We start from the raw sequence: 22,971 nt of genomic DNA, 5'->3' as shown, positions 1-22,971 counted from the left end.
AAAAGCATATGGCTTATCGGTCCTACCCAAAAAACCTCTACTCCGTATTGTCCCAAAATTGACGAGGGAAAACAAGGGCTTTTGCATTTCTTCCAAGAGGTTTTATCCATGGTAAATCTGCACAACAGACCATATTTCACCCTATCGGGTCTTCATCATTAGAAGTGAATGATGCCGGATGTGTGCAGTAGAACCAGCAGAACCAGGATCGGAGCTACGTAACGCAGCATGAACAGCCACACCCGGAACCATCCGGAACGCAGGCCTGAAGCTTCCGCAGCCGTTTTCCAGAAGTATCCGGCAAAAATCGTTACAAGCAGTCCACCGACAGGCAACAGGATGTTGGATGCTACAAAGTCCATCCAGTCGAACACACTCTTCGATCCAATCGTCCATTCAGGCAGCAAGCCGAGCGACAATACCGAAGGAAGTCCTACGATGAAGACCGCGAGTGATATAACCCATACCGCACGACTGCGGCTCCAGGACAAACGTTCCATGAAATATTTCACCGGAACTTCCAGCAAGGATACTGCTGACGTTAATGCCGCAATAGCCAACAGGATGAAGAACAGGCCACCAAACAAGAAACCAAGTGGCATCGCCGAGAAGGCCGCCGGAAGTGCCACAAAGATCAGTGACGGTCCTTGGTCCGGTGCAATACCAAACGAGAATGTTGTTGGGAAGATGATTAGACCCGCAATGAATGCATAGATCAGGTCACCTGCACCAACGGCGACGGTTGCCGCACCGAGAGATTGATTTTTATCCACATACGAACCGTAGGTTACAAGAATACCCATCCCCAGTGACAGGGAGAAGAAGGCATGTCCAAGCGCTACCAGTGCGGATTCCGTTGTAAGCTGTGAGAAGTCCGGATTCAGGAAGAAGGATACCCCAGCTCCCGCACCCGGCAATGTAACTGCACGAATCATCAGGATAATGAGCAGTACCAACATCGCCGGAATCAGTACCTTGTTAAACTTCTCGATTCCGTTAGATACCCCTTTGGCTACAATCCAGCCTGTAATTAGGACCGCGACCAGTTGCCATACAATCGGCATATAGCCACCTATGAAGGAGTCGAACTGTCCGGCATAATCCGGATTGTTAAACAATGTTCCACTGAATGACGTAATTGCATATTGCAAGGTCCACCCTGCAATAATGACATAAAAAGAGAGGATGATAAAAGGAGTCAGTACTTGCAGCAAACCGGCTGCGAGCCAACCTTTATGTCCACCTGCTTTGATAAAAGCCGTAGCTGCACTACCTCTGCCACTGCGACCAATCGCAAGTTCAGCGAGAAGAACTGGCAAACCAATCAACAGCAAACAGACGATGAAGAGCAGGAAAAACGCAGCCCCTCCGTTTTCACCCGTAATGTACGGGAATTTCCACATGTTGCCCAGACCGACCGAACTACCAATGGCCGCCAGGATAAATCCAGCTTGGGAGAACCGTTCTCCTTTGCCAGCGTTGTCTTGATCTAGATTAGGCTTACTAAAATTCATCGTATCTACTCCATCACTTTAAAGTTTTCCCGTAATTATATACTACTCACCTTGTCAGGTCATTCGAAATTCGAAATTTGTCGAAATGTTATTTTTTTACATGTAAAACACACGGAAATCTTCATCTCATAAGTTCCTTAAACACAGTATGTGATAAAGTCCGTTAGTCCAACCGTATGAAATTTCAACAAATCCGTATTCCCAACCGTTCAAAGCCCAATAGAATCAAAAAGAGGTGTCCCCTCAGCCACTTGGATGACTGTGGAGCACCTCTCTTTTTAAATTACACTTTAATTTGAAGTAACTCGTACTTGATAACGCCCATCGGAGCATTGACATGAATGACGCTGCCCACTTCTTTGCCCATTATCTCCTTGCCCAGCGGGCTCTCGTACGAAATTTTATTATCCGCAACATCGGCCTCGGCAGGACCAACCACTTTATATTCAATCTTCTCGGCGAACTCAATGTCATTAAGCAACACCGTCGATCCAATGCTCACTTTGTTGGAGTCTATATTGTCTGAAGAAATGACTCTTGCTTTTGTCAGCATCTTCTCCAAGATCAAAATTCGGGTCTCCATAAAGGCCTGATCATCTTTGGCTGAATGATACTCACTATTTTCCTTCAGGTCACCGTAACTGATCGCGAGTTTCAGACGAGCTGCCAATTCCTTACGCTTCACCGTCTTCAAATCCTTCAGTTCGTCCTCCAGCTTTTCCAAGCCTTCCTGTGTCAAAATCACTTCATCATTAGCCATTTTTCCATCTCCTAATCCTGCTATCTATCTATATTCTAACCTATATCCACTCCAAAGGGTTAGCATACCCCGGAAAAAGAAATAGCTCATCCATATATTGTATTTCAATGAAATCAGAACCATGCCCATCCCTTGAGACGAATTTCAAGGCTTTGTTCAATAATTGTACCGTTACAATCTGCTCAACTGATGATGTTGTTTTCATCCGTTCACTTTTACAATGAACTCAGGGCAGCAGAAGTTTATAACTACCACATGCAACCCACTATATGACGTGAGGTGATAAGAATGATTGAACAATTGAATACAGCTGAAATACAGGCCTATCTGAAACGGATCGGCATAGATGATATAAAGGAACCTACACTGGAATTCTTATTTGAACTCCAGCGAGCACATGTACAATATTTATCCTGGCAAACGGTCGATATTTTTGCAGGTCGTCCTGCGGAAATCAGTCTTCAAGATTCAATTCAGCTTATATTACAGGGACGTAGCGGCTACTGCTTTCATCTAAATGGTGCATTTAGTGTTCTTCTCCGCTCGCTGGGTTATACGGTTGATTGGCATCGTGGGGGAGTACAGCCTCATGGGGAACAACCCCGTGTGAACTCATTCCATCTCGGTCTATCTGTGCTTCTGCCAGATACTGACCCGACAGTTGAACGCTGGATTGTAGATGTAGGTCTCGGCGGAATGCCCTTTGAACCTCTGCCACTTCGTTATGGAACCTATGGTTCAGCTCCGTTCACGTACCAATTGATGCCATCATCTGTTGTGGCTGGGGGATGGCGGCTTGAGTACGAGCCGCATGGGCCAAGTGAAGGTGTGGACTATGCTCCTGAAGCAATTACCAGCCTGGAAGAGTTCATTCCCAAACATGAATTCTACAGTCGGGCAGTCGAATCACCTTGGCATAACGTATTTTTGCTTCGTCAGCGGGATGAGAATCGCAGTCATGAATTACGTGGATGTATGCTCCAAACAAATGATATCGAAGGAATCCGGAAAACGGAGATCCGGAATTATACCGAGTGGCGTGACGTATTAACTGAAATATTCCATGAACCCTTGGTGAATTACAGCGAACTGGAATGCCAAGATATGTGGGGGCGAGTGCAGTCTGCACATACAGAATGGAAACGAGTACAAGAAGCATGAGAGTCCATTCCATATAAAGGAAAGTTACTGATCCACGCCGAATATGTCCTCAGGTGATTAATGATGATAACTATTCGTGTACTCCAAGTTCCAGAAGTATTGCCCGAGGCGAACTGGAACCAATTGCTATCGCAAGTTTCTGCGGAGCGACGTGCTCAGGCTTCGCGTTTTGTGCGTCAGGCTGACGCGTATCGCTCCGTGCTGGGAGAGATATTGACTCGTGTGACTTTGAGCAAGTTAACCGGACTGAGACCTGCGGAGCTTTCCTTTACCCGTAATTCCTACGGCAAACCTTCGCTCAGTCACCATTCGGATGTACAATTCAACGTCTCCCATTCTGGTGATTGGATTGCTCTGATCTCTGGCAGTACAGATGAACTGGGCGTGGATGTGGAAAAAATAGCTCCAATTGACATGCAGATTGCAGAGCGTTTCTTCTCTCCTAAGGAAAGCCAGTTCTTGGCCGCCGAGCCTGACGATCGTCGGCTGGAAACCTTCTACCGTCTATGGACGCTGAAGGAAAGTTATATCAAGGCAGTGGGTATGGGGTTGTCCATGCCACTGGACTCCTTCGCCATCCTTCCCAATGAGCGGGAAGATTGGCATTGCAAACAGGCCGGGACATATCTCTTTCTCAGTCAGCGACTGGATGATGGACATATGCTGGCAGCCTGTTCGGCTGGGGCAGAGCTGCCGAGCAAGCCCGAGATCATCACCTTGGATGATCTGTATACAGAGTTAGTATAAAGTGGTGCCGGGCCTCAACGAGTTGGAATCAGTTGAGTTTTATAAGAGGCGCCATTAAGGAAATTCTGCTAATGTTACTCAAAAAAAGCTAACGACGTGAGTATCACGCGTTAGCTTTTTTGGCTTTATATTCACACTCCGTTTACGTCTCTGACGTATCGAATAGGACTAGTCCCGGCTACGCAATTTGCCCAGCAGACGGATGATCTCAATGTACAACCATACCAATGTCACCATCAATCCAAATGCACCGTACCACTCCATATACTTGGGCGCACCACGTTCAGCACCACCCTCGATGAAGTCGAAATCAAGGACCAGATTGAGGGCAGCCACAATCACGATAACGACCGAAATACCGATGCCAATCAAGCTATTATCATGCAGATAAGGAATCGAAATGCCGAAGAAACCCAGTACAAAGCTCAACAGATACATGATCATGATACCGCCAGTTGCAGCAACAACGCCCAACTTGAAGTTCTCCGTAGCTTTGATCAATCTGGTTTTGTATGCCACCAGCAGAGCGATGAATACAGCCATGGTCAACAGAGCCGCCTGCAAGGTAATTCCGTTATACAGGGACTCATAGGTTGCAGAGAGTGCTCCCAGGAACAGTCCTTCTGCCACGGCATAGATAGGTACTAGATACGGTGCCGCTACGGGTTTGAACGAAATGACAAGTGCCAGAATGAAACCAACGATTAATCCGCCATAAGCGAGCGGCATCACTTGTTGTCCGTTAAAGAACATCATCCATGTTGCAAACGCACTGCCCAGCAGGATCACAAGCGTAATAAATGCTTTGTTCACCGTGCCGTTGATCGTCATGTAATTATGATACCGATCTTCTCCATATCCTTTGTTTTCAAACGTGCTGTCTTTAAGTGTAGGGTTACCGCTACGACCGATCAACACAATCACCTCTTCATATGTATTTGATGTATCTGTGATGCTAAGCTTGGGCGTACTACGGTTCAATTCTACAAGCTACTCCCTCGAAAAGATCGGGATGGCACCAGAAGGAATCGGATGCAATCCTTCGATTACATCCTTACCCAATGACGCACCACTTAGGACATATGTCCCAGACGTTGCATGTTCATGTGCTTTTTAAACGTCTTATTTGTACAAGACTTTATCTACATTGTATTTCGCACGCATCGTGTTGATGATATACGTCTCGTAAATTTCACGATCTACCGGATCTTCAACCAGGCATACTTCAATCTTCGTTACTTCTTCGCGGTGATTCTTAATTGGTGATACTGTGTCTTCAAAATGCTTTTTGATACGTGGTCTTAATTTTCGTGCTTTCCCGACAAATAACAACTCTCCAGCGGCATTGTAAAACATGAAAATCCCGCCTAGTTCCCGGGTAATCAGGTGAAAATCAGTAAATCCATAAATGTGGCTAAGCTGTGGATCAGCCTGCTTTGTGATGGTTACATCCGGTGTTGGCACGGTAATATTAATCAATAGGCTCACTTCCTCATTATCTATAGGTTTTCATCCTATCACATATTATAAAGGGACACCATTTCAATCTATATGAAGTACAATTCACGCAATTTTCGCTATTACGACAAATATTTCAAAAAAAAGGTTAACTTCCCTGATTCAAAGTGGTACTATAGGGGTATGAGGAAGAAATTGGGCACTGAGACATACGTCTTTATATCTACCTCCGTCTATTGTACCCTATGATTGAATATCTTTTTCATGCTGAATTCTGTTACGTGATCACGACAAGAGTACAGTTAGCAAGAACCCTAGCTTATAGATTGTGGATTCATCATCTAATCGACCCTTGCAGCAAGCAAACCTAGAAAGACCTAGATTCATGATTCACTGTAGATTTTAAGTATCACCTAGAAAGCCTGCAATTATAGTCGTACTGAAGTTAATAGACACACGTAGAAGGTCAGATAGCTATCGATCCTAGAGAGACTAGTCATGCAATACAACTGTAGAAATTATAGCAGCAGTACTATAGAAAATGGATCAAGTTTCACCACCAGGCCCCGGCATACTGCCAGGGCTTTTTTGCGTTTGTGCGAACAACCAACCACACGCTCAGGGAAACAGAGGTATCGTGGTTCTTTCTGCGGGGTTTATAATATGGCAAGATACCAGTAGAGGGAGTGATGGGATGTATTCCGATCTGCAACTGACGGAGGACCGCCCTGTATATATACAAGTCAAAGATTATATGAAGCGATTGATGCTCAAAGGCGGCCTGCAAGCCAAACAAAAGCTGCCCTCGACCCGTGAACTCAGTACACTCATGAAGGTTAGTCGCAGCACGGTCCTGCTCGCTTATGCCGAGCTTGAAGATGAAGGTCTGATCTATGCAGTCAAAGGCAAGGGCAATTACGTCAGTGCCTCCATCGAAACACCTGAGGCAGCGGCGAGCTGGGAACTGGACTGGACGACAGAGGTAAGCGAGTATGCAATTCAGGCAGAGCAGTACGATCTGATGAAGCATGGCTCCGGAGCAGAGCGCGGTGAGATATCGTTTACCAGCATAGCACCGGATGAAAAGCTGTTTGATCTGCACAACGTGAAACGGGCTTTTCTGGATCGCATGTCACTTGAGGGCGAAGTACTGCTGAATTACGGATATGCGCAAGGATACAGACCGCTGATGAACTATTTACTACGTTATATGGAGAACAAAGGTGTTGACCTCCGTGGCAAGGACATTCTGATCACCAACGGATTCACGGAAGGTTTCGACCTGGTGCTTGGAGCGTTGCGCAAAAAAAGCGGAAAAGCGCTATGCGAGAATCCAACGCACCACACGGCGATTAAAAATCTAAAATTGCACCAGTTTCAACTGACCGGTGTGAACATGGAGCCGGATGGCCTGGACTTGAAGCAACTGGAACATGAACTTGAGGCAAGTCCATATGATCTGGCGTATCTCGTGCCCTCCTATCACAATCCAACCGGGATTGTGACGTCTCCTGCGAAACGGGTAGAGATCATCCGGTTGATGAACAAGTATCAGGTACCGATTATTGAAGACGGGTTTAACGAAGAATTGCGCTATTCCGGTTCCCACGTATCTCCCCTGATCGCCAGCATGGGCAAAGGCAATGGACTGGTGTATCTGGGCAGCTTCTCCAAAGTCCTGTTCCCAGGTCTGCGGGTGGGTTGGATTATTGCGGATGCGGCGCTGATTGATTATCTGGAGAGTATGAAGCGGGCACGCAGCATCCATACCTCCACGCTGGACCAATCATTATTGTATCAATATCTGAGCAACGGTAATTTCGAGAAATATTTGAAGCGAGCACGCACCGAATATAAGCGAAAATATGAATTGGTTGTTCGTTGCCTGAAACAGTATCTGCCAATGTGCCGAATTTCCGGTGCGGGTGGTCTGCATCTGTTCGTGCAGTTCCCGTCCGAATACAGAACCCGTGAACTGCTGGAAGCCTGTAAAGTGAAAGGTGTAACGTTCACACCAGGGGATACCTTTTATCTGGGACCCGGTCAGGGTGTAAACACGATGCGTCTGGGTTTCTCCAGAGTCAGCGATGAGAATATACGTAAAGGCATTCGCATCATTGGCGAGACAGCAGCTCAAATGAGATAAGGAGGATTTCACATGAAAGTTGGCGTGATTATGGGCGGTACATCTTCAGAGCGGGATATTTCCCTGCTCACCGGACAGGAAATGATTGCAAACCTGAATAAAGACAAATACGAGGTTGTACCCATCGAGCTGAATACCAAGCGCGATCTAATCGACAAGTCAGCGGGGATCGATGTGGCACTGCTTGCCCTGCATGGCAAATACGGCGAAGACGGTACGGTCCAAGGCACATTAGAATCTCTGGGTATTCCCTACACAGGCTGTGGTGTGCTGGCAAGTAGTGTATGTATGGATAAAGACATGTCCAAACAGCTCATGCAGCATGCAGGTGTACTTACTGGAGAATGGCTGCGAGTGAGCCATATGGAGGAACTGTCCTCTATTGCTGTTCAACAATTAACGTACCCCGTGGTGGTCAAACCCAATTCAGGCGGTTCCAGCATTGGTACCCAAGTGGTGAAGGAAGCTTCCGCCCTGCCAACTGCTGTAGAGGCTGCCCTCGCCTGGGATGATACGGTCATGATTGAACAGTATATCGAAGGTGAAGAGATTACCTGTGCCATTCTGGATGGTAAGATGCTGCCGGTGATCTCCATTCGTTCGAACGCGGAGTTTTTCGATTATGCCTCCAAATATGATGACCACGGGGCCGATGAGCAGGTTGTGCAATTACCTATGGACCTTCACCATCGCGTCGAAGCTGCGGCCTTGGCCTGTTATCAGGTGCTCAAATGTAGCGTCTACGCTCGCGTGGATATGATGATTCGGGAGGGCATGCCGTATGTGCTTGAAGTGAACACGCTGCCGGGTCTTACCCGTAACAGTCTGCTGCCCAAAAGTGCAGTTGCTGCAGGCATTTCTTTTGCAGAGCTGCTGGATACCATTATTGAACTTTCATTGAAGGAAAGACCCAAGGAGGATACAACATTATGAGCCTGGATGTGACGATTAGACATAGCTCCACTACCGATCTGCAAGATATGGTCATTCTGATGGACCAACTTGGTTATCCCACCACGTACGCCGAGATGGAAGAGCGCTATACCCATATCTCTGCGGACGCAAACTTTACTACACTCGTTGCTGAAGCACGAGGCCGCGTAGTTGGACTGATCGGATTACAGACTTCTTATATGTATGAAAAAAACGGAAGACACTGCCGTATCTTGGCATTGGTTGTACACGACCAGTTCAGGGGCTCAGGCATCGGCCGTCAGCTCATTCTTGAAGCTGAGCAATGGGCAGCCACGCATAACGTGGATTCCTTGTCTCTGAACAGTGGCAATCGCCCAGAACGTGAAGCTGCACATGAATTCTATCGCCAGATGGGCTTTATAGCCGGGAGTACCGGGTTTAGCAAAAAGCCGCAGATTCTACAGCATACTTAACCTGCCGGATACGGGATACGCCCCCTTAAATATCAAATCAAAAAAAGAACGCCCCAATCCACACATTGGCGAAAAAGGGCGTTCTTCAGTATATATCTATGCCACATTGATATACTTTTTGATGATTATGGGATCAATATTTGGCTGACTGCGCACCATCAATCGGAATAATGGCTCCATTGATAAACGGTGCTTCGCCAGACAGCAGGAAGGCAACGAGACGCCCTACTTCCTTCGGTTCACCCAAGCGCTTCGCCGGGTTGTCCTTCACGAACTCTTTGGATGCTGACTCCCAGTCATTCGGATTGATCTGTTTAAACGAACCGATAACCATATCTGTCAGAATGGCTCCGGGTGCAATTGCATTAACGCTGATCCCATGCTCGGCGTATTCAATCGCTGCATCTTTGGTCATGCCGGCTACGGCATGTTTGCTCGCTCCGTAGGCAACCAGGTTTGGCACGGCGCGAATCCCTCCAACAGAGGACGCGTTCACGATGTAGCCTTCGCCCTGTTTTTTCATCACAGGTAGAACGTGCTTCAACCCGAAAAATACACCCTTCAGATTGATATCGATAACTTTATTGAACATCTCCGTCTCGTAGTTCTCGATCAGGTTTTGTTTGCCTTCAATGCCTGCATTGTTGAAAAATGCATCGATACGCCCAAATTCATTGACCGTATCACTAACATACTTTTTCACAGCTTCTTCATCCGATACGTCACCTTCGATTAACAGAAACTCGGCATGCTGTACCTCTTCCGAGATCACACGCTTGGTCTCTTCCAGCGCCTTCATGTTCACATCCACCAGGGCAAGTTTGGCCCCTTCACGTGCAACTTCCACAGCAACTGATCGTCCAAGACCGGAGCCACCGCCTGTAATCAGTACCACTTTACCCGCAAATCGTTCAGTCATAATCCATAGACCTCCCTTTGCTGTTTTGACATCCTCCATACGTAAATACCCATTTCTTCATTTGCTCTAATCTAACGGGGAACAGTTACAGCCATCATCTCAACCGGATTAGTATGCTTCCGTACTGGCCCTGCCATTCGTCCTCAGGACTTCATAGCCTCATAGGCTGCAAGTAATTCCCTTACTTCTACTCCGTTGATCTTCATCCCGTTCACTTGACACTGTTCCAACTGTACTCCAGATAAATCGCAATCGATAAAACGACTTCCCCCAAGATCACAATGCGCCCACTGCATGGGTACACGGTCAGATCCAAGATGTGTGTCCTGGAATTGAACGCCATCCAAAGCACAAAATTCAATCTTGCTATCAGTTAGGCGTAAATCAGCTAGCATTATATTGGTCATATTTAAATTGGTAAATTTGCTTCCACTCAGGTTGCAGTCGGTAATCCGACTATTGGTCAGATTACTGGTGCTGTAACGGACTGAGTCCAGATTAGCTTGAACATATTCAACCACCGACTCACCCGAGTCCTTGGCTAATGTCTCATCACATATTGGATCAAAAGAATCAACGGACATGTTCTTCTCATATACAAACTCATCCTCAGATGCATAGATACAAACATATCCCATTTTTTCGTAAAAATGATGATTATCCAGTTGCCGACCTGAGGTCTCCAGCTTCCAGGTTTCAATCTGCGGAAATTCAGCCTCAATAAGCCTCATGACTTGAGTTCCAACGCCACGGCCCTGGCATACCGGGTCAATATAGATCTTATCGATCCTGGCATATTTTCGTCCAAGCACGTTAACACTCACTCCGCCAATAGCGCATCCATCTGATTCTACAACATAATAATCCCATTCACGGATCACGTAACGATGCATGCGAACTGACGAATAATCAGGCGGGCATAGATTGCTATCGATATCCTTCTCATTATCCGCCCAGACTTTTATGACATGATCAAAAGCACGAGTGCAAATCTCTGTAAGTACAACAGCATCTTCCTGCTGTGCTCGTCGTAAGCGAATTTCAGAATTTATCTGCTTCGGTTGCACTGGTTCGGTCTTTACTTTGAGCAGTTCAAAATAATCGTAGCACTCCTTTTCCATAAGCATTCTGCGAGAGATATAACGAAAACCCGCATGCTCCAGAACTTTGCGTGACGGCTGATTGAAGGGCTTCACAATGCCCACAATTCGATCCAGCAAGGTATGCTCAAATAAATATGCTGTTAGGGCATGCACCGCCTCTGAGATATATCCTTTATTCCGGTAATCCCGGGAGATGGCGTAGGCCACTTCACGGTCATCACGATCCAGCAGTTCATTTGGAAATACGCCACACCAACCAATGATACGCTGATCTTTATTGTGTACAACAGCAAGCAGGATGCGCACATCTTCCGGGTTGAACTGTTCGTAACTGCCAACGACAAATTGTAAGAATTCGCGCAACTGCTCCTCGGTCATCTTCCAATCTGGCAGGACATCTGTGATTTCAGGTTGTTGGGTTAATGCATACACGGCAGCCTGATCTTCAAGCGTAAATGGACGCAACGTAACGGAGTTTGAATGGATGAATAATTGACTTTTCATATACAACACCTCTGGGGATTTATTTAGGATGAAACGACAAAGAGGAGCACCTCCAATAGAGGCACTCCCCGATCCGTTTCATCATTTCAGAAACGCCGAAGCTCCTCGTAATGGGTCAAAAGGACACACGTATCCCGTTCATGGTCTAACGGAATTTTTGCGGTGTTCTTTTCACGATCATTACGAGAAATCTGGCATACTCTGAAATCCCCTCTCATACTAAGGATTACTTATAACGTCTCACTTAAGGACGGTCAATGTAAATCCAGCCTGTTTCTTGTTCCTTATCTACAGTAGCTCCAAGGGATTCAGCCATAAAGCGCAGCGGCACATACGTCTTGCCGTCTTTGCCTACATAAGCGGATTCCACCATGGTTACTTCTTTACCAGCAACGGTTGCCTTCTTGGAACCTACGGTCAGGACAATCTCATCACCAGTGATGTCGTCAATGACAACGATTTGGTTCGAGCCTTTGGTCCATTTCACTTCAGCATCCAATTCTTCAGACACGTAGCGAAGCGGTACAAATGTTGTGTTCTTCACAGTGATCGCCCCAGCGTATTCATCATCCGGGAAGAGCACTACACTTTTACTCGTGATCCCAGCCTCATCTTTCAGCAATTGGTATGCGAGTGAATTGGAATCAAAATTGCGCAGCATCTGTCCAGGCGTAATATCATCCTTCATCAGATCCATAACGCCACCCGATACATCCACTTCATCAACTGCAACTGTGCCACCGATATTCCACTGTTCACTGTCTCCACTTACGGTTACAGATTTTACCGGCAGATCCTCAGAAGCAGACAGCGCTACTTTCAGTTCAAAGTTTTGCTTGCGAATATCCAGTTTGCTGTCGAGATAGAAGTCCAATTTCAGTTTGGTTTCTGTGCCAAAGACCGTTTTGAATTCAGGGGTCTCATTCAACAGGTTGTTCAGCTCCTGATCATAATTGACCAGCATACTGTCCAGTCCTACTTTGATGATGGCATATAGTGACGCAACGGCTTCATCTTTCGATTCAGGAACGATCGAATTCAGCGTGTCATCTCCCCCACCTTCTACCTCATTCACTGCTTCCAGTACAGGGTAGAACACATCGTACAGATCGCCAATCAAATCTTTCAGTCCTTGCTCATCCTTCGAAATACTCGTCAGGAACGGTTTAACCATGGCAAGCATCTCTTCACCACTAACTTCCAGATGCAGCTTGGAGAGGCTAAGTGCTTCGCCATTCACGGATTCCTGTACCGGTGTTACGGAGATGTTCTTCGGATTGGACAGATGCTTCAGGACAAAAGAGAACAGTTTCGGGGAAATTTCCTCGAGTTGTTTCTCCAGAGCCTTCGTATCTACCATCGGAAGCGCCTGTGCATCCTGGAACGTATCCAGAGACATGTACAGCGGTTTCTGGGCTCCGTCCAGATCAATGATCAATTGGGACTCATTCATGGACACGTGGAAAGGTAACTTCGTTCCCTCCATGCTCAGTGTACCTTTGATCGATGCTGTCTTCGCATCTTTCATTTTGGCTTGATCAATATCCAGGGATATGGAGTTAATAAGTTCGATCATTTCAAGGTCTTTCTCTGTAGCAAATTCCTTAGCCGGTTCTATGTTTATATTCATGGATTGTCTGGATTCACCGGACTTGATACTCGCGCCATTGGCCATTGCTTTGCCAACGTCTACTCCACCCACAGCCTGACATCCTGTAAGAACAACCATTAAAAGTACTAGTGGCACTGCCATCCATTGGACTAACTTCCGATTCGTAATATGAACTCCTCCTTAGAAAAATATGGTTCATTTCCATTATGAAGGTATAGGTAATTCTTGTAAACGGATACGCAAAAAAATAAACCAAAAGGCCGGAACATGTCCGACCTCTGGTCTATCTATATTTCAGCATATCGTATGTTTCGATAAAACATCCTGCTTCATTGTGCAATGCTGGGAGTTATTCTTGCTCCTGATCTTCTGCGAGTTTCTCATCCGTTTCTTCATCTTCCGCAGTTGCGGGAGTCTCGAATTGATCCGGCTCGTCCTCTTGAATCGCTTTGTTCTCTTCGTTCTGATCCTGTGTCATATCGCATTCCCTCTCTTCTACCGGATTGTCATGTCATCAAGGCCTGAGCCTTGTGTCTATCAATAACCCGAATAGGCGTAGTTCAAACCTGCCTCAGTGTCGGCCAACCATTTTCCATCATAATTTCAATGCTCACTTAGAAAACATAAAAGATGATCCCGTTCCCACTTGCAGCCGTGGCCTGAAATAAGGCTTGGACATCATCCACAGTCTGAACGATCTCCTGAAATGTCTCTTCCGCATCCCAATCTTCCATGACAGGATAGACGCCTTCAGCGATCATTTGGTCCAGACTATACCGCTCCTTTAATTCTTCCGGTGTGAGCTGCTCCAATGCCATGTATGCTCCCAGCACCTGCTCGTTACTAAGCAAAAACAGATCCATATCCGAATAGTTTCCCACGTATTGCTCACCTGCGAGAGGCACCACATATCCCAGGGGCGGCTCCCCTTCTACCAAGTTACCGTTCAGCGTGAACTGCAGCATCTGCCATGTTTTATCGATATCCAGATCAACTGCACAATCATGCACACTAACCTCACCTGACTTAATGGATTCAACTAGCTCCTTTGTTACCACAAGATATCTGCCGGACATTCCCATACCGCTACCCCTCCTGTGTAATTCCTTCTATTGTTCCCCATTAACCATGCTTGTTGGTTCAGAATCGGGGTAATCCCTATCAAGGAGGGTGTATACATGAAAAAATTTGATTACAGTCTCAATTATGATGAGTTGGATTTACGCAAACATCCTGAGCTGTACACCGTGGGCCGAGGAGAGCAGGGTGTTCTGATGGTAGAGCCGTACAAAGGCGAGATTCTGCCACACTGGCGGTTCAAAACACCCGAGATTGCGACGGAGTCATCGGAGAAAATCTATGAGCTATTTTTGGAGTATAAGAAAAAGGGTGATTTCGTGGGTATGGATATGGCTCGTAAATTTCTCCAGATGGGCTATACACGGGCCAGACGGTATACGAATCACAAAGGAGGACGCAAATACTCGAAGGAGGATGGCACAATCCTGCCCTATCAGAATGATAAGGTGAAGGCAGAAGCCGCGGCTATATTCAAAGCACAATGGGAGATTGCGAAGACGGATCCAGACTATGTGAAGATGAAGAAGGAGCATCGGGAAAAGTACGAGTCTGATGAGGCGTAGGAACAACGGTGAAAAGATTGACTTATGGAAACATTTGTCTCAGAATCGATCTTGTTACTGTACATTTTCAACCATTATATTGGAGAAGAGAGGCGCATCCGATTATGACAGATTCGTTCATCCACTTAAACACAGGCCAGAATATCAGTATCAACGAATCCACCCAACTTCAGGTAACCATTCAATGTACATCATCTCCTTCTCCCTTGGATGTTAGCTGCTTTATGGTGAACGAAGAGGGAAAGGTCCCATCTGACGACTATTTTGTATTTTATAATCAGACGGCTGATCCCCATCAAAGTGTACTTCTTCAACAGACAGAGGAACTGAAATCCTCTTTTGTACTGGATACGAATCAATTACGGCAGGCCCCTGTGGAAAAATGTGTGTTTACGGCTACTCTGGATGCGGGAGGGACTTTCGCCGATGTTCAGGCATGTCAGGCGATTGTACAAGCGGGTTCCCAGCAGATCACCTATGAGATCACACAGGTCACTGCGGAAACAGCACTTATTCTCATTGAAATCTATAAGTATCGTGACGGGTTCAAAGTTCGGGCGATTGGGCGAGGTTTCTTTGGTGGATTGCAGCCGTTGGCAGAGTCCTTCGGTGTTGAAATTGAGAGTAACGACACCTCGGAAGCCGAACAAGTTCTTCTCACGGCACAAGCTGAAGTAGCAGCGGCCTCTCCAGAAGTCTTGGCACCTGTTGCTGCACCAAACACGATTCATCCGCCGCTTAACCTGACCAAGATCGATCTCCTCAAGCGTAAAGTAACCCTGTCTCTGCAAAAGAAAAAGATCGAATCTATACAGGCACGTGTGGCCGTTGTATTTGATGCATCAGGCTCCATGTACCATCTGTATCGTAAAGGCATCGTGCAAGAAGCCTTTGAGCGTATCCTGGCGATTGCATCCACTTTTGATGATAACGGAGAGCTGGACGTCTGGTTCTTCGCCAAAGACTTCTTGCGTGCACCTAGCGTCACCGCCAGGGATTTCGAGAATTATATTGAGCGCACATATACGCTGGGAAGTAAAGGCGGTACCAATAACGAACCTCCTGTGATGCAGGATGTCATTCGCAAATACACGATCGAGGAACCCGATGTGAAGATGCCAACGTATATTATCTTTTTTAGCGATGGTGGAGTCAGTCAAAAAGGGAAAATCATGCGGCTTATTACCGAAAGCTCAACCAAAAACCTGTTCTGGCAATTTGTTGGCCTAGGCCAAGCCAATTACGGTATTCTCGAGAAACTCGATGACATGACTGGACGTTTCATCGATAATGCTGATTTTTTTGCATTGGACGACATTTCCAAGATCAGCGATGAAGAATTGTACGATCGTCTCCTCACTGAATTTCCAGGCTGGATAAAGGAAGCTCGGGCCAAAGGCATTTTGGCCTAAAGCTTTTACCCTATACCCCTAATCAGGCTTGTACTTTTTCTGGTTTAACACCCTCGGAACGTGGACGGAGCATACTTCCTACGATTCGCAACATGGACTTGCGTGGTATGAGGCGGGTGAACTGTGCTGTCCAATAATTCCTGGCCCCTGGCACAGCATAAGGTTTGCCTGACTCCAGTGCCCTCATGGCTACGGCCACGACATGCTCAGGTGTATCACGTTTGCCCACCGAGGCTTCATCAGCACCCACTACATCAAAGAACGAGGTCTCGGTTGAGCCTGGGCATAGTGCCAAAAACTGAACGCCACGCTTCCTGTTTTCTTCGTATAATGCCTCTGTAAAAGAAAGTACAAATGCCTTCGTCGCTCCATACACAGCCATATACGGATCAGGTTGAAAGGCAGCCGTCGAAGAGACATTAATGACAGCACCATTTTTCTTCTGTAACATGCCTGGCAAGAAAAGATGCGTCATGTTTGTCAAGGCGAGCACGTTCAACATAATTTCCTCCTGCTGCCGGGAACCATCCACCTGTTCAAAACATCCATGGGTAGCAAATCCCGCATTGTTAATCAGCATATCGATGTGTATTCCCCGATTCTGACATTCCTCATATACGTTCTGAGGTGCCTCTACTTCGGAAAGATCCGATACGATTACCTCAGCCCTTACTTGATATGTACGTTCTATACGTTCTGCCAATTGATTCAGTTTGGATTCTGTTCTGGCCACCAGCACAATATTTTTACCCTTGGAAGCCATTTCGAGGGCAAAAATTTCCCCAATACCTGAAGAAGCACCTGTAATAAGTACCCATTGATGCTGTTCCTTTATCATCTCTCATCCATCCTCTGTGCATAATTTAAACAGTGTTTTCTTTAGGAAACACTGTTTCTGTATAGAATCATCGTAACCAAAATCCATGACGCTGTCAAATACATTTGTTAAATTTGAATCTAGAACGTGGTTCTTACTTACTAAATTCGGATTAAATTGACGTCATCCGGCGTAAAACAGTAGAATGACCTTAAGAAAAGGAAACGTAGTTTCTGTTCAACAACAATACGGTTACGAGGATGAAATCAATGAAGGATCTTAATTCGGGTTCCACGGAATCTGCACATACGGTAACAACCTTTCAGGAAGCCAGACTGCAGCACTCGGATAATTTGAGACAAAATATTGTGCATGCTGCTGCTGCTTTACTGCAAGAGCATGGACCGGAAGCTGTCACAGTACGCCGTGTAGCTGAACGCATGGAGTGCTCCACCAAAATCATATATAATCTCTTCGGCAAAAAAGAAGGGTTAGCCAAACATCTGTATCTAGAGGGATGCTCCCTCATGGCCCAGCGTTTTGAAGCTATGCCCCAGCAGGCATCGTTCGAACAATATTTCCGTGATCTGGCCTACGTCTACTGGGACTTCGGCATTTCTCAATCCAGCTTCTATCAGCTGATGTTTGGAGGATCTTTTTCCGAATTCAAACCAGATGGAGAGACCTTACAGGGAACAGCAACTGCACTGAAACAAGTGTCTGCCTTGGTTGAGGTAGCGATTGAACAGGGAATGCTTCAGGTGCAAGATCCCCTGCTTGCGGTTCGGATGATCTGGGCTCCCTTACACGGTGTTATTCATCTGTATTTGGGAGGCCATATTGAGAGCGAAGAAGCTGCCAAAACCCTCTATGATCATACGTTGTCGATGGTTATACACTCCCTTGTGAGTACATCTGCGAATGGATAAGCATTACATCTGTGCTGTTTTAGATACTTTCAGAAGATAAACGAAAAAGGAGCAGCCCCATTGGCGTAATACGCCTAGGGCATGCTCCTTTATTTGGTTGACTTTATCTAGTTCCGTAACGGTTTCAGTCGATTAATGTGCCTCTTCGTTCTCAGCTTCCCAACGTGCAATTTCTTTACGCACGATTGGAGCGACTTCTTTACCAAGCAGTTCGATCGCTCTCATGACCTCGTTGTGCGGCATGGTGCCGAGGGGAGTGTGTAACATGAAGCGTGTAATCCCAACTTCTTTGCGTAGGTAAATAATTTTCTGAGCTACGGTATCCACATCACCTACATACAATGCACCTTCCAGGCTGCGCGCCGCATCAAATGTCGCACGGCTGTAGTGTCCCCATCCACGTTCACGACCCAGTATGTTCATGACCGCTTGCGCTGGCGGGAAGAACTTCTCCACGGCTTCGTCTGTTGTATCGGCAATGAAGCCGTGAGAGTGAGAAGCAACGGTCAGCTTGGAAGCATCATGTCCTGCATGTGCAGCTGCTTTCTTGTACAGCTCCACCAGTGGTGCGAATTGCACCGGACGGCCACCGATAATGGCAAGCACCAATGGCAAACCGAGCAATCCTGCACGAACTACGGATTCCTGATTACCACCACTGCCAATCCATACCGGAAGTTTCTCCTGTACCGGGCGTGGATAGATGCCTAGATTGTTAAAGGAAGGGCGGTGTTTGCCTTCCCAAGTTACTTTTTCCGAATCACGCAGTTTGAGCAGCAAATCCAGTTTCTCGTCGAATAACTCATCGTAGTCGTTCAGATCATAGCCAAACAGTGGGAACGATTCGATAAATGATCCCCGTCCTGCCATAATCTCTGCACGTCCGTTCGAAATGCCGTCCAGTGTCGCAAAATCCTGATATACCCGTACCGGATCATGCGATGACAGCACAGTTACTGCACTCGTCAAGCGAATATTCTTGGTCTGTGAAGCTGCGGCCGCCAGAATGACAGCTGGTGATGAAGCGGCGTAGTCGGCACGATGATGTTCTCCCACGCCGTATACATCCAAACCCACCTGATCTGCCAAAACAATCTCTTCAACAACATCGCGAATGCGCTGCGCATGACTGATAAGTTCTCCTGTTTTTACATCCGGATTCGTCTCCACAAATGTACTAATTCCGATTTCCATTGTCTGTTCCTCCCTGGTATGAAGCGATCCGTTGTTCATCTTACCTATTGTAAGTAGATCACCTTTTGTTATGTATCTTAATATTGAACTATTTTGATGAAAAACACAAGTACCCCCTGTTTCCAGAGGGCACATTTATGTTTATTTTCTATAGATTACAGCTTATCTATACTTAGTTCCATCAGGTTGGCATTAATTACAACACCGGTCTGTTTCATAAAATTAAATCCCAGAATTCCGTCAATCTCCAAACCATAATCCATATTTCCTATTTCAACTTGAAAATCATTAATCGTTGTTCCATCTACAGTTATAGAATCGAGTGACTTAGTATAAACATACTCTATACCGCCTACACCTCTTATAATCTCAACGAGATCATTCTCTTCAGGAACCATTCCTACTTCCCGAACTACATCTGCATTCAACAATGTACTAGCTGATCCGGTATCCAAAAGGACTTTTTCTAATTGTAGTACTTCTCCTCTAAATTCAAGTTTTATGCTTATGAAGGGTAGACCATAAACCTCTGAAATTTTCATCGAGGACCTCTCATGCCAACATATCGTTCTCTTGCCACAACTTCTGGACGTGAAGTGTGAAAAAAGCAGTATTCCCGTCTGGGATCTTCCTGATGCAATTCACCATAACGTTTTAGTGCCTTTGTAGAATCATCAAATGAATCAATCACTGCCATCTCTTCAATATAACGCTGGCCTTCTCTAGAATGCGCCTTGGTTGCCTCAAAAACGACCCACTCATTAGGGAATCGCTCCTGAACTTCCTTCCATTGCATAGTGACACCTCCAGACCATCAGATAGAGATATTATATCATGTGGAAACAGTATTCCACGGGCTGAAATTCTAAAATACATAGATTTTTAGAGCATTGCCTGTAAGTCTATTATTTCTTCCTCCCGATGTACAGCAAATGAGACGAGATTCCCAATATGGAAGGGTCTTTGGCGGCTTCAATCATATAGTGCATAAGTTCATCATACTCGCCACGCTCTTTCCAGTATTGCTGCTGCTCGTCCGTAAGCATCGCTCTAAGGCTGGATGAACCAATCAAATCAACGGTTTCAAATCCATGTTGCTCCATGAAGGGTGTAACGTCCTGAATATTAAAATAGTATGCTCCCGTAAATCGTCCTTGATCCTGATGATCGAATATGCCCTTTTCCACAAAAGAACGGATGGCTGCCATGTTATCATTCGGCTTCCAATGCTGCGGGGATTGCAGCGAATTGATACTCATGCGCATTCGGCTTTGCATGGCTACAAACACCACGCCCCCTCGCTTGGTCACACGGTACAGCTCCCGTACAGCAGCCGTGCGCTCTTCGTCTGTCTGCAGATGATATAACGGCCCCAGCATGAGGGACGCATCGTACGTCTCGTCAGCCATACCGGAGAGCGAAGTGGCATCGAGAACATGGAACCCATCGAATTGCTGTGTTAAACCAAACTCCTGAGCCTTTTGCCTCGCAGTATCCACAGAGGAAGGTGTCAGATCCGATAAAGTGACCTGGTACCCCAGCTTCGCAAGCTCCATGGCATACTTCCCTGGTCCTGCGCCATTATCCAGAATACAACCAGTAGAGGGGAGATGCTCCCTGATGTAATGCATGTTAATGATGAACTCAATCGGTTCCCGCTCCAGTCTCCCCCACTCATCAAACCCGGAATAATATTCAATAATGTGATCTCTCTTCATCGCTCTGACACCTGCCTTTTCTTATATGTAGACTACTCATCCATGTTCAAAAAAATTAAATTCCAACCAGTATATATCTACTAAATATTTCCTGTCAAACAAAAAAACGTTCAATTCCCATTGAATGCGGAACTGAACGTTTCTCGATCTTATATCTTTTTCACAAACTCAGACTTCAACTTCATTGCACCCAAGCTGTCGATCTTGCAATCAATATCATGATCCCCATCAATCAGGCGGATATTCTTCACCTTCGTGCCCTGTTTAACTACAAGCGAGCTACCTTTTACCTTCAGATCTTTAATGACGGTAACGGTATCGCCATCACTTAGCACATTTCCGTTGGCATCGCGGATTACTTTTGCATCCTCTGCGTTATCATTGTCTGCTTCCAAAGACCATTCATGCGCACACTCCGGGCAAACCAACAGGTTACCATCCTCGTACGTGTACTCTGAATTACATTTGGGGCAGTTAGGCAAATTAGACATATGTATTAAACTCTCCATTCTACGATTGGCATTCCCGCAAGTATACGGGATTTCGACGGTATATTCCATACGCTTGGTCACTGCATGGATGGATTTAAACCAAATTTAAGGTTCATGCATCCCTCACTTTAAGGGTAACTACTTATGATGTAACTAATAGATACGCACTACACATACATGAATTTTAATGTCTCTATGAATGTTATTATATTTAATACCAAAGGAGTTCCTACTCATGTCCTCATATGTTTTCCCTGTGCAAACAGCTTTTTTGATCTTTGTTGTTGCGGCCATGTTCTTGCTGGTGCCGTGGTTGATCTATGGTTATCGTAAAGACGGTTTCTTCAGCTGGTCACGGTTTGGCATCAGCTTTTCGTTTATCTTTTATATTCTGGCCGCCTATTGCCTCGTCATTCTGCCGTTTCCGACTACGCGAGATACCTGTGCGCAGCAAGCCGCTGACACGATCTACTACAATCTGGTTCCATTCACTTTTGTCAAAGACATCATGAAGGAAACACCCATTGTATGGACCCAGCCTTCCAGCTATCTCAGCATGATTCAAGGCAGAGCCTTTCTGCAAGTATTGTTTAACGTCCTGCTTCTCATGCCGATGGGTGTATATATCCGTTATTTTTTTCAAAAGAGATCATTCTGGAAGTACGCCCTGCTTGGTGGATTAGGGCTTTCCTTATTCTTCGAGATCACTCAAATCACCGGATTCTACGGGTATTATAATTGTCCTTACCGCCTCTTCGATGTAGATGATCTGTTATTGAATACTTCGGGAGCAGTCATTGGATTCTTCACAGCGCCCATCCTGCTTGCTTTATTCCCATCACGTGCAAGCATTCAGGCGAAGAGTGAACAGATCGTGGAGCAAAACCGAGTGTATACTATGCCTCAATTGCTCGCGTTAATTATTGATGGAGTCGTTGTTGTCTTCCTTTCGAATCTGATATCAATCTTCACAGCATCTGATGTGATCAGTGATGCGCTAAGTACATCCATTGCTATGGTCATTGTACTGTTCTTCATACCTTGGGTGCGAAATGGGGTAACTCCAGGCTCGGCCATCTTGCGATTCCGCTATGTGAATCGTCAGACCGGCACACCCACCAGTGAATCGTTATTCAAAAGATTTGCCGCACTCTATGTTCCATGGCTGCTCGTTACGATCATTCGCTTGGTCAACGTTTATGCTTTTTCAGGTCATCAGGATGTTATGCTTCAGCCTTATCAAATGTGGATCTCACTGGGGACATTCGGCATCTATATGTTAGTCTACGCCGTGCTCTTTGTTCATGTCTTGATCGTGCTCTTCTCCCGTGGAAAACGTTCCTTCTACTTCGATGAGGTGTCCCGCACACGTGCCTCTCGTAAATAATGTTTGGAGTATAACGGCACAATGTACCTCTTCAGTGCTTACGTTCTGCTTATTATTCAGCCGGATTA

24 protein-coding genes are annotated in these 22,971 nt (G+C 46.0%); 9 read left to right on the top strand and 15 right to left on the bottom strand.

The genetic code is table 11. The annotated features are described in order from the left end of the window. Positions 1–158: 158 nt before the first annotated feature. Complete coding sequence (locus tag PAEAM_RS03995) at positions 159–1,514, bottom strand: sodium-dependent transporter (protein WP_076329216.1); 1,356 nt, start codon at positions 1,512–1,514, stop codon at positions 159–161. Between the two features lie 283 nt (positions 1,515–1,797). Beyond that, positions 1,798–2,274, bottom strand: a complete 477-nt coding sequence (greA, locus tag PAEAM_RS03990; RefSeq protein WP_036612258.1) for a transcription elongation factor GreA — start codon at positions 2,272–2,274, stop codon at positions 1,798–1,800. 288 nt (positions 2,275–2,562) lie between these two features. On the opposite strand from greA, the gene PAEAM_RS03985 reads away from it, so the two are divergent. Next, a complete protein-coding gene (locus PAEAM_RS03985) occupies positions 2,563–3,435 on the top strand; it encodes an arylamine N-acetyltransferase family protein (RefSeq protein WP_100526738.1) in 873 nt (290 codons plus the stop codon). A 60-nt stretch (positions 3,436–3,495) separates the two neighbouring features. Next, on the top strand, positions 3,496–4,182 hold the full coding sequence (locus PAEAM_RS03980) for a 4'-phosphopantetheinyl transferase family protein (RefSeq protein WP_100526737.1): 687 nt from the start codon (positions 3,496–3,498) through the stop codon (positions 4,180–4,182). Between the two features lie 168 nt (positions 4,183–4,350). Here the strand turns inward: PAEAM_RS03980 and PAEAM_RS03975 are convergent, their stop codons facing one another. Both PAEAM_RS03975 and PAEAM_RS03970 read right to left on the bottom strand, forming a co-directional pair. Continuing rightward, a complete protein-coding gene (locus PAEAM_RS03975; protein WP_100526758.1) occupies positions 4,351–5,097 on the bottom strand; it encodes a Bax inhibitor-1/YccA family protein in 747 nt (248 codons plus the stop codon). A 207-nt stretch (positions 5,098–5,304) separates the two neighbouring features. Next, positions 5,305–5,661: a nucleotide excision repair endonuclease gene (locus PAEAM_RS03970; protein WP_036612270.1), complete on the bottom strand. Its 357-nt coding sequence runs from the start codon at positions 5,659–5,661 to the stop codon at positions 5,305–5,307. A 673-nt stretch (positions 5,662–6,334) separates the two neighbouring features. Between PAEAM_RS03970 and pdxR the strand changes: the two genes are divergently transcribed. From pdxR to PAEAM_RS03955, 3 genes are read left to right on the top strand one after another with little or no spacing between them, the layout of a single operon-like run. Further along, on the top strand, positions 6,335–7,786 hold the full coding sequence (pdxR, locus tag PAEAM_RS03965; protein WP_100526736.1) for a MocR-like pyridoxine biosynthesis transcription factor PdxR: 1,452 nt from the start codon (positions 6,335–6,337) through the stop codon (positions 7,784–7,786). Between the two features lie 12 nt (positions 7,787–7,798). Continuing rightward, positions 7,799–8,719, top strand: coding sequence for a D-alanine--D-alanine ligase (locus PAEAM_RS03960; RefSeq protein ID WP_100526735.1), 921 nt, complete (start codon positions 7,799–7,801; stop codon positions 8,717–8,719). Continuing rightward, on the top strand, positions 8,716–9,174 hold the full coding sequence (locus tag PAEAM_RS03955) for a GNAT family N-acetyltransferase (protein ID WP_243391265.1): 459 nt from the start codon (positions 8,716–8,718) through the stop codon (positions 9,172–9,174). The genes PAEAM_RS03960 and PAEAM_RS03955 overlap by 4 nt, the downstream gene beginning before the upstream one ends. 133 nt (positions 9,175–9,307) lie before the next feature. Here PAEAM_RS03955 and PAEAM_RS03950 read toward each other — a convergent pair whose 3' ends face one another. From PAEAM_RS03950 to PAEAM_RS03935, 5 genes are all read right to left on the bottom strand, one after another. Then, a complete protein-coding gene (locus PAEAM_RS03950) occupies positions 9,308–10,093 on the bottom strand; it encodes a glucose 1-dehydrogenase (protein WP_100526734.1) in 786 nt (261 codons plus the stop codon). Positions 10,094–10,236: 143 nt separating this feature from the next. Next, positions 10,237–11,700, bottom strand: coding sequence for a GNAT family N-acetyltransferase (locus tag PAEAM_RS03945; protein ID WP_100526733.1), 1,464 nt, complete (start codon positions 11,698–11,700; stop codon positions 10,237–10,239). 244 nt (positions 11,701–11,944) lie between these two features. Next, on the bottom strand, positions 11,945–13,453 hold the full coding sequence (locus PAEAM_RS03940; RefSeq protein WP_100526732.1) for a copper amine oxidase N-terminal domain-containing protein: 1,509 nt from the start codon (positions 13,451–13,453) through the stop codon (positions 11,945–11,947). A 208-nt stretch (positions 13,454–13,661) separates the two neighbouring features. Continuing rightward, positions 13,662–13,790 (bottom strand): hypothetical protein, encoded by a 129-nt coding sequence (locus PAEAM_RS32455; RefSeq protein ID WP_017691584.1) that lies wholly within the window; start codon positions 13,788–13,790, stop codon positions 13,662–13,664. A 136-nt stretch (positions 13,791–13,926) separates the two neighbouring features. Continuing rightward, positions 13,927–14,394, bottom strand: coding sequence for a DUF1877 family protein (locus tag PAEAM_RS03935; protein ID WP_100526731.1), 468 nt, complete (start codon positions 14,392–14,394; stop codon positions 13,927–13,929). 96 nt (positions 14,395–14,490) lie between these two features. Here PAEAM_RS03935 and PAEAM_RS03930 point away from each other — a divergent pair, with 96 nt between their 5' ends. Further along, positions 14,491–14,955, top strand: a complete 465-nt coding sequence (locus PAEAM_RS03930; RefSeq protein WP_100526730.1) for a DUF4385 domain-containing protein — start codon at positions 14,491–14,493, stop codon at positions 14,953–14,955. 104 nt (positions 14,956–15,059) lie between these two features. After that, the gene (locus PAEAM_RS03925) at positions 15,060–16,367 is read left to right on the top strand and encodes a VWA domain-containing protein (RefSeq protein WP_100526729.1); all 1,308 of its coding nucleotides are present in this window, start codon (positions 15,060–15,062) and stop codon (positions 16,365–16,367) included. Positions 16,368–16,389: 22 nt separating this feature from the next. Here PAEAM_RS03925 and PAEAM_RS03920 read toward each other — a convergent pair whose 3' ends face one another. Beyond that, the gene (locus PAEAM_RS03920) at positions 16,390–17,205 is read right to left on the bottom strand and encodes an SDR family NAD(P)-dependent oxidoreductase (protein WP_100526728.1); all 816 of its coding nucleotides are present in this window, start codon (positions 17,203–17,205) and stop codon (positions 16,390–16,392) included. Positions 17,206–17,453: 248 nt separating this feature from the next. On the opposite strand from PAEAM_RS03920, the gene PAEAM_RS03915 reads away from it, so the two are divergent. Next, the gene (locus PAEAM_RS03915) at positions 17,454–18,113 is read left to right on the top strand and encodes a TetR/AcrR family transcriptional regulator (protein WP_100526727.1); all 660 of its coding nucleotides are present in this window, start codon (positions 17,454–17,456) and stop codon (positions 18,111–18,113) included. 132 nt (positions 18,114–18,245) lie between these two features. On the opposite strand, the gene PAEAM_RS03910 is transcribed toward PAEAM_RS03915, so the two are convergent. From PAEAM_RS03910 to PAEAM_RS03890, 5 genes are all read right to left on the bottom strand, one after another. After that, positions 18,246–19,307, bottom strand: a complete 1,062-nt coding sequence (locus PAEAM_RS03910) for an LLM class flavin-dependent oxidoreductase (protein WP_100526726.1) — start codon at positions 19,305–19,307, stop codon at positions 18,246–18,248. Between the two features lie 155 nt (positions 19,308–19,462). Next, a complete protein-coding gene (locus PAEAM_RS03905; RefSeq protein WP_100526725.1) occupies positions 19,463–19,849 on the bottom strand; it encodes a retropepsin-like aspartic protease in 387 nt (128 codons plus the stop codon). Continuing rightward, complete coding sequence (locus PAEAM_RS03900) at positions 19,846–20,103, bottom strand: hypothetical protein (protein ID WP_047840923.1); 258 nt, start codon at positions 20,101–20,103, stop codon at positions 19,846–19,848. Before PAEAM_RS03900 ends, PAEAM_RS03905 begins: the two co-directional genes overlap by 4 nt. 109 nt (positions 20,104–20,212) lie before the next feature. Then, positions 20,213–21,025 carry a class I SAM-dependent methyltransferase gene (locus PAEAM_RS03895; protein WP_100526724.1) on the bottom strand — a complete coding sequence of 271 codons (813 nt, stop codon included), beginning with the start codon at positions 21,023–21,025 and terminating at the stop codon, positions 20,213–20,215. A 149-nt stretch (positions 21,026–21,174) separates the two neighbouring features. After that, positions 21,175–21,516: a zinc ribbon domain-containing protein YjdM gene (locus tag PAEAM_RS03890; RefSeq protein ID WP_017691576.1), complete on the bottom strand. Its 342-nt coding sequence runs from the start codon at positions 21,514–21,516 to the stop codon at positions 21,175–21,177. Positions 21,517–21,751: 235 nt separating this feature from the next. Here PAEAM_RS03890 and PAEAM_RS03885 point away from each other — a divergent pair, with 235 nt between their 5' ends. Further along, on the top strand, positions 21,752–22,903 hold the full coding sequence (locus tag PAEAM_RS03885; RefSeq protein WP_100526723.1) for a VanZ family protein: 1,152 nt from the start codon (positions 21,752–21,754) through the stop codon (positions 22,901–22,903). Positions 22,904–22,971 lie beyond the last annotated feature (68 nt).

Source organism: Paenibacillus sp. GM1FR (assembly GCF_002803315.1).
Classification (GTDB): domain Bacteria; phylum Bacillota; class Bacilli; order Paenibacillales; family Paenibacillaceae; genus Paenibacillus; species Paenibacillus amylolyticus.
The sequence above is the reverse complement of the archived record's forward strand: the minus strand, read 5'-3'. Positions and strand labels throughout refer to the sequence as shown.